The organism is Runella aurantiaca, from assembly GCF_003339505.1.
Taxonomy (GTDB): domain Bacteria; phylum Bacteroidota; class Bacteroidia; order Cytophagales; family Spirosomataceae; genus Runella; species Runella aurantiaca.
This window is the reverse complement of record NZ_QPIW01000006.1, coordinates 24,209-39,454: the sequence shown is the minus strand read 5'-3', so window position 1 is coordinate 39,454 and position 15,246 is coordinate 24,209. Positions and strand designations below refer to the sequence as shown.

Annotated in this window: 10 protein-coding genes; 1 reads left to right on the top strand and 9 read right to left on the bottom strand. The window is 45.5% G+C overall.

Going from position 1 to position 15,246, the window contains the following annotated elements; all coding sequences use genetic code 11:
* Positions 1 to 77 precede the first annotated feature (77 nt).
* The 8 genes from DVG78_RS09500 to DVG78_RS09465 all read right to left on the bottom strand — a co-directional run bounded on the left by DVG78_RS09500 (position 78) and on the right by DVG78_RS09465 (position 11,927).
* Positions 78 to 1,550: a sulfatase family protein gene (locus DVG78_RS09500; RefSeq protein WP_114461016.1), complete on the bottom strand. Its 1,473-nt coding sequence runs from the start codon at positions 1,548 to 1,550 to the stop codon at positions 78 to 80.
* A 25-nt stretch (positions 1,551 to 1,575) separates the two neighbouring features.
* On the bottom strand, positions 1,576 to 3,051 hold the full coding sequence (locus DVG78_RS09495) for an arylsulfatase (RefSeq protein WP_114460861.1): 1,476 nt from the start codon (positions 3,049 to 3,051) through the stop codon (positions 1,576 to 1,578).
* A 99-nt stretch (positions 3,052 to 3,150) separates the two neighbouring features.
* On the bottom strand, positions 3,151 to 4,722 hold the full coding sequence (locus DVG78_RS09490; RefSeq protein WP_114460860.1) for a RagB/SusD family nutrient uptake outer membrane protein: 1,572 nt from the start codon (positions 4,720 to 4,722) through the stop codon (positions 3,151 to 3,153).
* 56 nt (positions 4,723 to 4,778) lie between these two features.
* On the bottom strand, positions 4,779 to 8,213 hold the full coding sequence (locus tag DVG78_RS09485; RefSeq protein WP_229598178.1) for a SusC/RagA family TonB-linked outer membrane protein: 3,435 nt from the start codon (positions 8,211 to 8,213) through the stop codon (positions 4,779 to 4,781).
* Positions 8,214 to 8,232: 19 nt separating this feature from the next.
* Entirely contained in the window at positions 8,233 to 9,249 is a 1,017-nt protein-coding gene (locus DVG78_RS09480; protein ID WP_114460859.1) for a FecR domain-containing protein, read from the bottom strand.
* A gap of 69 nt (positions 9,250 to 9,318) precedes the next feature.
* Entirely contained in the window at positions 9,319 to 9,927 is a 609-nt protein-coding gene (locus tag DVG78_RS09475) for an RNA polymerase sigma factor (protein ID WP_114460858.1), read from the bottom strand.
* A 191-nt stretch (positions 9,928 to 10,118) separates the two neighbouring features.
* On the bottom strand, positions 10,119 to 11,144 hold the full coding sequence (locus tag DVG78_RS09470) for a hypothetical protein (RefSeq protein ID WP_114460857.1): 1,026 nt from the start codon (positions 11,142 to 11,144) through the stop codon (positions 10,119 to 10,121).
* 45 nt (positions 11,145 to 11,189) lie between these two features.
* Positions 11,190 to 11,927, bottom strand: a complete 738-nt coding sequence (locus DVG78_RS09465; RefSeq protein WP_114460856.1) for a kinetochore Spc7 family protein — start codon at positions 11,925 to 11,927, stop codon at positions 11,190 to 11,192.
* Between the two features lie 228 nt (positions 11,928 to 12,155).
* Here DVG78_RS09465 and DVG78_RS09455 point away from each other — a divergent pair, with 228 nt between their 5' ends.
* Positions 12,156 to 13,670 (top strand): sulfatase family protein, encoded by a 1,515-nt coding sequence (locus tag DVG78_RS09455; protein WP_114460854.1) that lies wholly within the window; start codon positions 12,156 to 12,158, stop codon positions 13,668 to 13,670.
* A gap of 609 nt (positions 13,671 to 14,279) precedes the next feature.
* On the opposite strand, the gene DVG78_RS09450 is transcribed toward DVG78_RS09455, so the two are convergent.
* Complete coding sequence (locus DVG78_RS09450) at positions 14,280 to 14,918, bottom strand: response regulator transcription factor (protein ID WP_114460853.1); 639 nt, start codon at positions 14,916 to 14,918, stop codon at positions 14,280 to 14,282.
* Positions 14,919 to 15,246 lie beyond the last annotated feature (328 nt).

Genomic DNA, 15,246 nt, shown 5'->3' with positions numbered 1-15,246 from the left:
GGGGGATTTCCTTTCCGCCGCAAATCTACGAATTTCCCCGTCGAAGAAGGCGCTAAAAAAGAAATCCCCCCAAACGATTATTGTACTCGACCGCTCATTCGTACATTTTTGCCAGTACGTTTTGTGATGTCATCTCCTAGATCTTCGCGGGCTTCTTCGGCTACTTTTTGGAGTTCGGCCAAAATTTCTGGATAAACTTCTTTTACATCATAACGCTCAGCGGGGTCGCGGCGGAGGTCGTAGAGCGCCAGCGGAAAAGGTGTGTTTTCGGGAGCTTTTCCCGGAAATCCGTCATTGCCAGGAATTTGCCCTTCGTAGGTACGGCCTTCGTGGGGTAAGACCAGTTTCCAGTCATCGCGGCGAACGGCCTCAAGGTTGTTGCGGCGGTAGTAATAATAAAAATACTTGCGTGGCGTTGCTTCCATATCGCCCTTTAAAAGTGGTAAAATATCAACACCGTCGATTTTCTTGGCGGGGAGCTTGGTGCCGCAAATGGTAGCAATGGTCGGCAATAAATCAATGGTGGAGGTCAGCTTGTTGCACACCAATCCTTCGGGCGTCACGCCTTTCCAGCGCACGATGCACGGCACGCGTTGCCCGCCTTCAAAGCTGTTACCTTTTCCTTCTCGCAAGCCGCCTGACGAACCAGCGTGGTTGCCGTAGTTAAGCCAAGGGCCATTGTCGCTCGTAAAAATGACGACGGTGTTTTTGTCCAACCCGCTTTCTTTGAGGGCTTTCATGATTTCACCCACCGACCAGTCGATTTCCATCAGCACATCGCCGTAGGTGCCTTGCTTGCTTTTTCCTTTAAACTTAGCCGATGCCGCGATGGGTACGTGGGGCATGGAGTGGGGCAAATACACGAAAAACGGGCTTTTTTTGTGTTGTTTGATAAAATTCACGGCCCGCTCGGTATAGATTCCCGTCAGCTTAGCTTGGTCATCGAGGGTTTTTATTTCCTGGAGGGTATCCGTGTTGTGCAATAAAGGCAAAAACGGGAAGTTTTTTTTGCGGTTATCGGAGGTGTTGGTGATGGCGGTTCCGTCGTAATGAACGGCCCACATATCGTTGGAGTAGGGAAGGCCTACGTACTCATCAAAGCCTTGTTTGTTAGGTAAAAACTCGGGACGGTCGCCCAAATGCCATTTTCCGAACATCCCCGTGGCATAGCCTTTGTCTTTCAAAAGTTCGGCGATGGTGGTTTCGTCGGGGTTCAAACCCACCTTTGCGTTGGGAAACAAGGCCCCCGAAATACCCACACGGTTGGGATAGCAGCCCGTCATTAGAGCGGCGCGTGAAGCGCTGCAAACGGCTTGGGCGGCCAAAAAATTGGTAAATCGAACGCCTTCACCCGCCAGTTTGTCGAGGTTGGGCGTGCGGTATTGGAGTGCACCGTAGCAACTCAAATCGCCGTAGCCCAAATCATCCATAAAAATCAAAATGATATTGGGTTGCCCTGCTTTCGGTGCTTTTTCTACGGGCAGGAATTGAAACGCCGAAATAATCGAAACGATAAAAAGGCTAAGGAGAAAGGCGGTTGTTTTTTTCATGATTGGAGGATAGTCTTTCAGCGTGTTACTTTTTTGTTTCAAATTTGGGGTCTACAAATTCCCATTCTTGCAAGTGCGACGGGCGGTGTTCGCGTTTAACGATGGCGTCAAACTGCGGAATAAGTTCAGGATGCTGGGCGGCCACGTTGGTTTGCTCGCTTTCGTCGGTTGCCAAATTATAGACTTCCCAAGCGGCGTTAGGATTGGTTTTCATGTTGCGTTTTACGCCTTTCCAGTTGCCGATTCGGATGGCCAGTTGACCGCCGTTTTCGGGAAATTCAAAATACAGAAAGTCATGTTTTTTTTGCGTTCCTTTATTGAGCAACATGGGTAAAAACGAAATTCCGTCGGTGGCGATGGCGGGTTTAATACCGACCAATTCGGCGCAGGTGGCGAGTACGTCGTATTGCGCTGATATGTGGTCGGTGGTCTGACCTGCTTTGATTTTATTTTTCCAATAGGCAATCATCGGCATTCGGATACCACCTTCGTACACGTCTCTTTTTACCCCACGCAGGTTACCGTTACTTGCAAAAAAACGGGTATCTACGGCTTTATCAAACGTAGCGCCGTTGTCGCTCGAAAACATAATGATGGTATTTTCTTCTAAACCTGATTTTTTCAGTAAATCCCAAATAATACCTACTTGTTTGTCTAGGTACGAGACCATCGCGGCGTAAGTTGCGTACTGGTAACGCGTTGATGCATAGCCATTTTGGCCGCGATAAGGCTTGTCTTCAAATTGGCCAATGTACTCCTTTACGGCCTCGGCGGGAGCCTGCAACGAAAGGTGCGGTAGGGTGTAAGGGAGGTATAAAAAGAACGGCTTGTTTTTGTTTTCGGTGATGAATGCGCTCGCCTGCTCGGTCATTTTGTCAATGGCGTATTCTTTTCCAGTGTAGTACTCGTAGTTTTCGTCGCCTTCGGCCATGGGTTTATGAACCCGAATAAATGAATTGTTCAACGGTACTTTCTCCCCGTTTTTCCAAAGGTGAGTGGGATAAAAGTTGTGGGATTGTTTCTGACAAAGCAAGCCGTAAAAGAAATCAAAGCCCTGTTGATTGGGGTTGCCAGTGGTGTTGGCCATGCCCATGCCCCATTTTCCTACGGCCCCTGTTTTGTATCCAGCTTGTTGAAAGAGGTGTCCTAGCGTAAAAGCTCCTTCATTGAGGGGCATTTGGCCGCCTTCTTTGTCGTCTTCAAAGCCGCCCAGTTCGTAATTCCCGCGAATATAGGCATGACCCGTATGGCGGCCTGTCATGAGACCGCAGCGCGAGGGCGCGCAAACAGGCGCGGATGAATAATGTTGGGTAAAACGCAACCCGCCCGCTGCCAAACGGTCAAGGTTGGGTGTTTTAATCTTTTTTTGTCCATAACAGCCCAATTCACCATATCCCAAATCGTCGGCAAAGATGTAGATGACATTGGGCTTTGGGCTTGGTTTTTGGGCAAATAGTAAAGCAGAAAATAAAAATAGGGGCAGGAATAGGAGTCGTTGCATAAGGATATTTTAGTTTAACCGTTGGGAGCAAGCAGGTTCTTGCCCCCGACGGTTATAAAACAAAAATGGGTGGAGATACTACTTTTTGTTGTGCTAAAATTACCAACCAGTGTTCTGGGTCAGCTCTGGATTTAGTTCACGCTCTTTTTGTGGAATGGCCCACAAATAATGTTTAGCAGGGTCAAAAACCCGTGTAAATGACGCAATCTGAATGGTTTTTAATTGTGTACCATCTACGTAGGTCATGCCGTATACATCGCCGACCATCACTTTTTCGGCGATTTTCCAACGACGAATATCGTACAGCCGCAGCCCTTCAAAGGCCAACTCCAACGTACGCTCTTTACGTACCGCTTCACGAAGTTGTGCTTGGGTCAGGCCAATTTCTAAGGCTGGAAGTTTGACGTCTGCGCGTTGACGAATCTGGTTGATGGCGTCATAGACGCTCGCGTCGATTTGATTTAGCTCGATTTTGGCTTCAGCGTAGGTCAACAAAACTTCAGCGTAGCGGAGCAGAATAAGGTTGATGCCGCAATTGCCACCCGTGGCCAAATCTTCTTTGTTGATGTATTTTTTCAACACAAATCCTGTTGAGGTAGCCAAATACGTGTTGCCAACGGCGTCGGCAGTGCCGCTTGTGGGGCGGGAGTCGAATTTTTTGCCGTCGGGAAGGTCATCGCCAGTCACAAAAATAGAAGCGCGCAGGCGCGGGTCGCGGTTAGCGTAAGGATTTTTAGGGTCAAATCCACTCGTTGGGTCGGTGATTTCTTTGCCATTGGCCATCGGATACGCATCTACGAGCGCTTTGGTGGGTACGTAGGTATTGTTGGCGGTGCGTTGGCTATAAGGCCCCATGTTTGCAAATACGTTGTTGGAATAAGTGTCCTTGATGAATTGTTTGTCCAAAATCACCTCTGAATTGTTTTCGGCCGCGTACGAGAATAAGTTGGTGTAGCTCGAATAAATCGAGTAGGTTTTGGAATCAATGACGGCTTTGGCGGCATCGGCGGCTTCCTGATAGCGACCAGCGTACAAGGCCGCGCGGGCTTTGAGGGCAAGCGCAGCCCCTTTGGTTACGCGTCCTTTTTCGGCCTGAACTGCGGGTAAATCGTTGGCGGCTTCGGTGAGTTCTTTCAGCACAAAATCCCAAATTTGGGCCGAGGGCGCCCGTTTCAACGCTCGACCTTCGTCAATGCCAATGCTCGTAGTGACCAATGGCACATCCCCAAACATCGCCACCAATTTAATGTATTGGTAGGCGCGTAGGGTACGTGCTTCGCCTTTTAGGCGGGCAATAAAAGCGGTATTTGCCGTTTGGACGGTGCCAATGTTCCCCAAGAAATCATTGGCCAAACGGATACCTCGATAAGCGCTTGTCCACTCGGTTTGGGGCCGTGAATTGAGGGCGTCGTGGATGCCCTTTTCAATGTTGGATTCCACCTGAAATACCTGATTTACGTGGGCAATATCGGTAACACCGTCGATGGCGAAAATGTTAACGCCGTCCAATGATGGGTATAAACCGTTGGAAGCCAGCGTAGCATCTTTTTCAGTTTTCCAAAAAATATCGGAAGAAATACGGTCGTTGGGAACGGTATCAAGTAAGTCTTTTTCGCAGCTGGTAAGTAGCCCAATGGTTAAAAGAGCTGGAAGGATATGTTTGATATTCATTGTGTTAAGACAGTTTGAGTTTTTGATGAATGTTTGGAAGACAAATCCAAACAAGCTTAGAATTGGACGTTCAAGCCGATGGTTGTCAACGAGGTTTGTGGATAATACGTTGCCCGTCCTGACTCGGCTTCGGGGTCGAGATTCCATTCGTTAAGCTTAGAGAATGTCAGCAAGTTGGTGCCGCTCACGTAAATCGTGGCGCGGTTGGCTTTGACTTTTTCCAGAATTCCTTTTGGCAGACTGTACGACAATTGAATGGTTTTTAGGCGGAAATACGACCCGTCAATAATCATTCGGTCGGAGGTGGATACGTTGCGTAAATCCAACTTTACAGGACGAGGAAAACGGGCGCTGGGGTTTTCGGGGGTCCAGTAGTTATCGGTGTATATTTTATGGGTAAAGCCTTCGTAATTTCCCATTTCGGCCAAAGCTCCCGACAAACGGGTATCAACGTCGGCAGCGCCCTGCCATTGGGTAAACAAGTTGAAATTTTTGTAGCTGAAATTGGTATTTAGCCCAAACGTATAACGCGGAAAGGTGAGTCCAATGAAGGTCATATCGTCGCTGTTGATTTTTCCGTCATTGTTCAAATCTACGTATTTAACATCGCCGGGTTTGGCATTTGAGACGATGGTCGGGTAGGCCTTGATTTCATCGGTTGTTTGAAACAAACCGTCGGTTTTATAACCCCAATGGGCATTGTAAGGCAATCCTTCTTTAATGATGTAGCGGGGGTCGATGTCGGAGCCAGAAATGTAAGGGCCAGTTTTGGCGAGGTCAATGACCTTGTTTTCGTTTTGGGCAAAGTTCAGCCCGAAATCATACGCAAAGCCGCTTTTGGTTTTATTGCGGAAATTAAGTCCTAATTCAATGCCTTTGTTGCCTACTTTACCCGCGTTTTGCGGCGGTGCGTTCAATCCTACGGTTGTTGGAATCGGTAGGTTGAGCAAAATTCCGTCCGTAAGTTTGTCGTAATAATCAAACGTAAAACTCAGGCGATTGTTCCAAAGTTGTGCATCCAAGCCGATGTCGGTTTGCGTGGTGGTTTCCCAAGTAAGGCCGGGGTTGGCCAGATTGGACTGGACATAGCCCTGAACCACACTGCCGCCAAAGGTGTATGTGGAAGAATTGAGGGTTTGGAAATAGCTGTAGAGACCCACGGCTTGGTTTCCTGTTTTTCCCCACGAGCCGCGTAGCTTCAACTCGCTGATGATGTTTTTGAAGGCATCGAAGAACTTCTCTTCGGATACTCGCCAACCCGCTGAAAATGAAGGGAAAAAGCTGTATACTTTGTCGCCAGTGAAGCGCGATGATCCGTCGTAACGGGCGTTGGCTTCAAACAGGTACTTGTCGGCAAAGGCATAATTGGCGCGTCCGAAAAACGAGCGCAGGCCCCATTGTGAGTCGCTGCCGCCGTTGTTTTTATTGTTGTCTGAACCTGCCCCGATGGATTGCACATCGTTGTTATAAAAATCTTCGCGGTAGGCGTTGATGATGTTGTATTTGTTCTGAATCTCGGAGTATCCAACGAGCGCTTTCAAGTCATGTTGGCCAAAAGTATTGCTGTAACCCAACAAATTGTTGAGGGTAGTTTCGCGGATATTACTTCTGATTTCGGTTAAGCTGCTCCGTGGAATGGTTTTTCTTACGAGTGAAGTATTGAAGTAGTCTGTCACTGTGTAGGCATTCGTGTAGTTTTTGTTTTGCTCAAAAGTATAACGAACGGCGTACTGCGTGCTGAATTTTAGGTTAGGAATAATCTCCCATTCGGCCTTGGCGCTACCAAATAGATAGTCCTGAATGTTTTTGGAAAGCCCCGCAATTTCGGCGTACATCAGTGGGTTATTGCCTTGGGCACTGAGGCCGTAGGTGCCGTTGGGGTATTTGGGAACGGCCCACAGCGAACCGTGAAACATGGTATTAAAGACGTTGAATTCGCTGACGGGCGTTTGCCAGTTGTTGTTGCGGTAGTTGATGTCCATGCTCGCGTTTAAGCGGCTTGAAATTTTAAAATCAGTATTGGCGCGGATTTCCCGAATATCGCTGTCAAAATTGGGGGCAATGCCTCCCTGCTTTTGATAACGTACCCCAACACGCCCTCTAAAAACATCGTTTCCGCCACTCACCGATAGGTTGTGGTTCATCTGCGGCGCTGAGCGCAAAACGGTATTAAACCACGTATTGGGTAGAGGGAATTTTAAGCGGTCGGTTGCGTTTACGTATTCGTTGATTTGTGCTTCCGAAAATCTTGCGGCTGCTCCCGAATTGATGTAAGCAACATTTTGTAAACGCATATACGGCTCCAAATCCATCATTTCGGGTTTGTTGATGGCCTGCTGAACGGCGTAGTAGCCGCTGTAATCTACGACAGCCTTGCCCGATTTGGCGCGTTTTGTGGTGACCAATACGACTCCATTGGCCGCTCGTGAACCGTATATTGCGGTAGATGAGGCATCCTTTAGGACTGAAATACTTTCAACATCGTCCAAATTGATGGTGTTGAAGGGTTGTTCTATGCCGTCTACGATAAAAAGAGGGTCGTTGGAACTAAGCGTGGTGATACCGCGTACCCGAACCGTAGCCCGAGAATTAGGCCCGGGTGAGCCGCCACGGTCCAAAATCGTTACTCCGGGAGCAATTCCCTGCAACGCCTGATTGGCATTGGATACGGGGCGGCGGGTAAGCTGCTCACTTTTTACTTCGGCAACTGCCCCCGTCAAGCTTGTTCTTTTTTGGGTTCCGTAACCTACCACAACCACTTCACTCAAGGCCTTAGTATCAGCGCCCAAGGTGACATCAATGGTGGTGCGATTGCCAACGGCGATTTCTTGCGGCAAATACCCCACGTAGCTGAATACCAAAATGGCGTTGTTGTCTGGAACGCTGATTTGGTAGCTTCCGTTTCCGTCGGTTGTGGTTCCACGGTTGGTGCCTTTGAGGAGAATGCTTACGCCCGGTAGGGTCAAACCGCTTTCGTCGGCTACTTTTCCAGCAATTTTAATTTCCAAAGGAGCCGTAAGACCGCCCGTAGGAATGGCAACGCGATTGAGTATTAAATTCAAACTTGCCGATTCGTTTGCGGGGTTTCCTGGGGCGGTGATGTTGAGCCGTTCTGGCGTTGTTTCGTTGGGTACGGGGTTACTAGAGGGAGCTTTCGCTTTCAAGCTACGAATAATATAGGTATTGCGCACTTTTTTGTACGTCAACCCAGCGGGGCGCAGCGTACTTTCAAGCACCTCTTCGAGCTTGCCAGACATGGTTTCGGTGGGAATGCTACGATTGGGGATTTCATCGGTTTTGTAAACGAAGTGAATCCCAAAACGGGTTTCAATGTCACGTAGGGCATCTTTTAGTAACAGCGTTGATTTTTGGTCGCTTTTACTCTGGCTTTGTTGGGTTGGGAAATTAGCCGCAAATACTTGAGCATTTACAATGCTAAAAAACCCTGTTATTCCACCGATTAAAAAGGTTAATAGAACTTGTCTGAACATAACACAGGAGGGGTTTGATTTATTTAATGATTAGTTTATGATTTGTGAGGACACAATTTGCTTTCAATAAATCCGAGAGGATTTCATTTACTTCTTCCAGACTTCCAGTGGGAATGGTTCCCGAAATTTTTTCATTGGCGAGAGAAGGATTTTCAAAAACTACTTCCACACCAAAGCTATCCTCGATACGCTGGGCTACGTCGCTCATGGCCTCGCCTTCCAGTAGCCAAACTTTTTCTTTCCAAGAACTGTAGCGTTCTACGGGTACTTTACGCTGGGCCAATTGCTTTGTTGAGTGGCTGAATTCCACCATCTCTCCCGGCTGCAATATGGCAGACTGTTTGCCAGACTTGATTTGTACTTTGCCCGATTGGAGCACCACTTTGGTCGTGTTACGTCGGTCCGAAACATTAAATTCAGTTCCGAGTACATCTACGTCCAAGCCCTCGGCGTGTACCCGAAATTTGGTATGATTGGCAGTGTGTTTTACCGAAAAGAAAGCCTCTCCTTTCAGCCACACTTCACGGATTGGCTGCTCGCTGAAATTCTGAGCAAAAGAAATGGAAGAATTGGCATTCAGGTTTACAACGGAGCCGTCGGGAAGCGTTACTTGGCGCGTTTGCCCAAAGGAGGTTGTATATTCGGTGGGTTGGTTCAAGTATTGCCAAAAAAAGATGGTTCCGAGCATCAAAATTACCGCCGCGGCCGCCATCCAGCGGGTGCGGACAAAGAAAGACTGGCGAAGCGGAAGTATTGGCGTTTCCGAAACAAAAAGTGGTTGGCCGATGCTGCTTTCAAGCCGCTTTTTTAGGGCAACAACCTTTGTTTCTGCCAAGGCAGGTAGTTGGAAATGAAGTACTTCAATAAGTCGACGAGCTTCCTCGATGGAGGTTTGTTTTTCGGGATTTGTCGTTAAAAACTGTTCCCAAAACAAAGTCGCTTCTCTCGAAGGATTCAACACCCATTGTTGGAAAAACTCATCCGTTGCCAACTGATTGGCATCAAATAACTCATATTTTTTCTGTGATTCCGCCATGCTTCCGGGTGATGTATAACCAATAGAGAAAGCAAGGCACTGGATTACCTCTTTATTTTTGTGATTTTTTTAAAAATTTTTGAACCCTACAATGAAAATCAAAAAAATGAGGTCAAAAACCCAATTGTCACGAAGCTGAGAGAGGGCTTTGTAGATTAAATTATAAACCGAGTGGCGCGTTAATACCATGAGTTCGGCAATTTCGTCGTAACTTAAATTGTCGTAAAAACGCAATATCAGCGCTTCCTGTTGGCGTTTGGGAAGCAGTGCAATTTGCTGAGCAAGTTGGTGTTGCTGATGCCGGTCTATTTCCTGCGATACAATGAACAGTTCTGCCGATTCAACGTATTCATGAAGGTATTCCTGATTGTCGGTGAGTTCGGTATGGCGCGCTTGTCGGTTTAAGTATTTTAAGAGCTTAGTTTTGAGCGATTTGAATAGATAAAACTGAATATTAGACGTTTCTACGTCGCTCAACGTAGCGCGATAATTCCAAATATCTTCAAAAACATCATGAATGGCGTCCGTGAGCAGCTCTTCATCCTGACAGTGGCGTTTGCCAAATTTGTAAAGTAGCTGAACATAAGCGTCGTACAATTCCCCCAACGCGTAGCTGTCACCAGCTTTTAGCCGTGCCCATGCCGTAGCGTTTATTTTTGGGTGTTGTTCAGCGTGCATCTTGGTACGGGCTTATTTGGGGCTATTTTATTGTTCGGAATCAAAAATAGAATATATAAACAATAGATTAAATTAGTTTTTAAAAATTTTATAATATTGCTAAAAAAGTACAAAAAAATCTAAACAAATAAAAAATAATAAGGCGGCCACTGGGAGAGTGGCCGCCTTGAGGGATGAATGGATAAATACTTTTATTTCAAGCCCAACAAGAATCCAATGGTAAAGTTGGCATCCCAGTCAAAAACGAATTGCTTACAACCCGTAGCATCAGCGATGGCCTTATAAATGTTGCCGCCTGCCTTGGCTTTGGCTTTGTCGAGTTTATAGGCTTCGGCTGCTTTCAAAACGGTATATCTTTCTTTGCCATTTCGTACTTCTTTGGCCAAGTCGAAAGGAACGCCCCCGATGATAAAACAGATTTCTCTTTTGGAGGCAGGGACTTGTTTGGCTTTAGCGCCCACTTCATCATAAACGACATCGTCACTGGTGCCTTTTTCGTAATATTTAGCTCCGTAAGATTCTAAACTTTTAATCCCAGAATCGGTCGTCCAAGCAATTTTGGTATTGCCCGAGCCGATGTCAGCGAAGAAACCGCGACCGCTAAAAGACTGCGGCAAGGCGCATTTTAGCCCCAGAGTTCCTTCTTGCTCGGCGGTAACGGTGTTGACCATGTATCCCATATCTTTCAATACTTTGATGATTTTTTGGGTTACATCCGCTTTTACGGCTCCCGAGCTTACCACAAAGTGAATGTCTTTGCCGCTCACGCCGTGGTCAATCATGTTGCCGATATATTTCTTTAGACCCACCCGGATGTCGTAGTCAGAGGCCATATTTTCGATGACCATGCTGTTGCCAAATTCCGCTTTTTCGAGTTTCCAATTTTTGTCTTTGTCGATATTGACCACAAACGAATTGAAACCGCTGGCCCCCAATTCGACGACTCCTTTCAGTTTACCGTCAACGGGTTCGGGGGCAGTGTACGAAAAAGCGGAGGTTTCCGAAGCAGCCGTTGATGATTCGCTGCTTGCGGTGTTGTCGTCAGAGGCCACATTTTCATTGGCGGCACTTGCGGGGCCTCCTTCGGGAGTTGTGGAGTTGATGGAGGTTTCATTGGTTGCTTTATTGGGGTCGGGCCCAAAGAAATAGTATCCTGCCCCCAGCGCTCCTGCGATTAGCAGAATCAAGGCTATTTTTCCTGCTCCTGTAAGATTCATAGTGTTTGATTGGTTTTGTTTTAGGTAAAAATAAGTGGTGAATGATTAAGAGATATATTGTTTGATGCCGTTTTCGATGAGTGAAATTTCAGTGGCTACGCCCTCTTTGGCGGTTACGGTTGCCTGAATTTTTTGTTCAATTTCGACAAATTTATCATTGAACTTTCCTTCAATGCCGTTCAACGCGGTCAATTTCTCGGATTGGGCTTTTTCCAATTCGGCGATTTGTTGCTTCAACTTCCCAAGTTGCTGTTCAATATTGGCTACTTCGTTGTTGAGTTGTTTTTGCTCGTTGCTTTTTTCAGCGTTGAGGGCTGATTTTTTTTGTTCGCCCGCACTGACCGTAGCTTCAAAAGCCTTTTGGAGTTCGCTTTTATAAAAGTTGGCCGATTCCAACAAAAACTGTTGGTTGCAGTTGGGATTCAACAATTTAGCGCCTTCGTATGCAGTTTTAAAATGCTCAACCGAAGGGTTTGTGCTGGTACGGAGCAACATCAACGAAAATTCGTAGAAATCAAAACCCGGCTGATTCTTTTCTTCCAATATTTTCCGAAAGCGATTCCGTAAATCATCCACAAAATCGCTCGAAGCAGGTGGGGTGGAAGCCAAGGTGCTTGTGCTCGGCGCGGGGGCGGTTGTTTTGCTTGTCGACGTGGCCGGTTGAGCAGGCGCGGGCGTTGACGCTGGTTTTTCCTCCGTTTTTGTTTCGTCAATGACCACAAAAATGCCCGCTAAATCGCGTAGCCATCCACCCATTTTACTTTTTTGAGGTTCTTCTGCCACAGTTGTGTATGTTTGAAAAGTTAAGAATTGGAGTGTATGTTGCGGAAAGTTATAAAAACCCCCGTAAACATAGTGTAAAGGTAGAGAAGAAATTATTTGCAGGTACGGTAGGACTAGAAGAGCGGTTTAAATTAAGGCCCACCAAGGAGAATTTTAGGATGAACTGTCTTTTAAAAGCTTTGAAGTAAGATATACCGTTTTTAGCCTGCTAATCCCCATTGCTAAACCATGATTAAATTAAACAAACTCGTTTACGCTTTCGGCGTGCTTGTTCTTTTTACCCAAATGGCATTCAGCCAAGCGGTACGACCCAATGTCATCATTATTTACGCCGACGATTTGGGGTACGGTGATGTAAGTTGTTACGGAGCCAAAAAAGTAGCTACGCCCAACATTGATAAACTCGCCAAAGCAGGCACACGTTTCACCAATGCCCATACGACTTCAGCTACTTGCACGCCATCACGGTACTCAATGCTGACGGGCGAATACGCTTGGCGCAAGCCGGGCACGGGCGTAGCCACGGGCGACGCCGCCGCGCTGATTCTGCCCGGACGCAGTACGTTGCCGCTGGTTTTCCAAAAAGCAGGCTACAAAACGGGCGTGGTAGGTAAGTGGCATTTGGGCCTGGGACCGCAGGGCGGGCCCGATTGGAACGGAGAAATCAAACCGAGCCCGTTGGATATTGGTTTTGATGAGTCGTTTATCATGGCCGCTACCGGCGACCGCGTGCCGTGTGTCTACGTTGAAAACCGTCGGGTGGTAAATCTTGACCCTGCCGACCCCATTAAAGTAAGTTTTAAGGAACCCATCGGTAATGAACCCACGGGGCGCGCCAATCCTGAATTGTTGAAAATGAAACATTCGCACGGGCATGATTTTACGATTATCAACGGCATCGGCCGCATTGGCTACATGACGGGTGGGAAATCAGCGCGGTGGAAAGATGAAGATATGGCCGATATTTTTACCGAAAAGGCCGTTTCATTCATCGAAAAACACCAAGCCGAGCCCTTCTTTTTGTATTTCTCTACCCAAGATATTCACGTGCCCCGCGTACCGCATGAGCGTTTTACTGGCAAAAGCGGCATGGGGCCGCGCGGCGATGTTATTTTGCAATTGGACTGGACGGTGGGCGAAGTGATGAAAACATTAGACAAACTGAAGTTGAGCAATAACACCCTCGTCATTTTTTCTAGCGATAATGGTCCCGTGGTAGATGATGGTTACCACGACCAAGCCGTAGAGTTGCTCAACGGTCATACGCCCGCCGGGGCATTGCGAGGGGGCAAATACAGCGCTTTTGATGCGGGTACGCGCGTGCCGTTCATTGTGCGTTGGCCGGGGCAGGTGAAAGCGGGAGTTTCAAATGCGTTGGTGAGCCAAGTTGATTTGTTGGCTTCTTTTGCGGCATTGACGGGGCAAAAATTTGAGGCTTCTACGGCGCCCGATACCAAAGATTACTTGTCGGCATTTTTGGGTAGAGATAAAAAGGGGCGTGATTATTTGATAGAACACGCGGGTGCTTTTTCCATTATCAAAGGAGACTGGAAATACATTGAGCCGAGTAAAGGTCAAAAAATGAGTGTTCAGACCAATACAGAATTAGGAAATAGCCCCCAACCGCAATTGTATAATCTGGCCAAAGACATTGGTGAGAAAAATAATCTGGCGGAAATTAACCCTGAAAAATTGAAAGAATTGCAGGTGGTATTGCAGGAAGTGAAGGAGAAGAAGAGATGACAGAACCGGGCAATTAAATCCGCTTTTCTTCAATAGTAGATATAATTTTTCAAGGATTTATATTGATAACACCACAACCACCTATTAACCAAACTTGACTAAGTAGGATTTAAATGATTTCGATAAATATCTTTAACAATTTTATAACACTTACAGCGGGCTTAATCAGAAAGTAGTGTGCCATAAAATATTTGAATCACCCAATAGGTATTGAACCTTTTCAATAATTTCTCACCGCTAAGTTTCAGATAATGTTTTAAAAACATCAGCCCAAAATAACCTTGAGGCGGAAGTCAACAGGAGACTCCTGCCATCGTCTTTTTTCAGGAAGAAGCTGAGTTAATGAAGACCAATTATGGTCTAATAGAGAGCACCTAATGTTGCCTTATTCTTAAATAAGTACAATTTAGGGGAAATGGGAGAGTTCAGGTCAAAAAGTGTATATTGTATCTGTATTTTTGTTTTTTTAGCAGATGCCAAATATTAAAAACCCGAGATATGCCAAGTTTGCGCATTAATTATGGAGTAAAATATTGATTATTAGTTAGTTATTAATTTAAAGGAAAACCGCAGTAACAAAATTTTCAAAAGGGCGCATAACGAGGATAATTAAATCATTAGCTGCTTGTTATAAGCTAATTTCATCAATTCATTCTTACTTTTTATATTAAGTATTTTATAGATACGTTTTACATAAAAGCGTATAGTGTCTACACTTAAATTAACTTTTTTTGCTACTTGTTTATACGTTAAGCCATCAGCTAATAATTTTAGAATCTGCAATTCACGCGGGTTGAATAATGATTCGGAATGAGATTTTGGAGGAGCAAAATACTCAACAAGTTTTTTTGCCATACGAGGAGCAACAACTGCTCCACCTTCTTTTATTATTTGAATAAAAACACTTAATTCCGACAGAGGTGTCTCTTTCAAAATGTACCCTGTAGCTCCCATACATAATGCCTTAAACAAGACATCAGCATCTTCATTGACGGTATAAATTATGATCTCTGTTAAAGGAAGTCTCCTACGGATTCTTTGGATTATTTCTATACCCTGATCTGTATTTAGACCAGCGTCCAGAAATAGAATATCAACAGTAAGTTGCGATTCATATTTAAAATACCTAAAAAAACGCTCTGAATCCTGGGCTCTTATCACGCATGTTACGTTTGGTAAAGTACTAATGTAGTCATAGAAAGTGTCTAAGAAGACGGTGTTTTCGTCGAAAATTCCAACATTTATCATAAAGTAGATATGATTTACTCAAATGAAAAGATATTCTAATTTCATGCGTAACTTAATTTTTTGATTTTAAAAATGTTCGAACTATAATATAAATATAGTTCAAAGTAAATTATATACCTATTGATTCATTAATAGATACAAGTCAATGAATTTCTTGCCCTTTGACTTGTATCTATAAACCAAGAATTCGGGATATTAAAATAGTAATATATGCTAAATTGTCTAATTTTTGTACTTATTATATACTATTGACTTGCCATTGTCAACAAAGTTTCGCTACATATAGGGGTAAATTTTATTTTTCCCTTATCAACAACAAAACTATCCC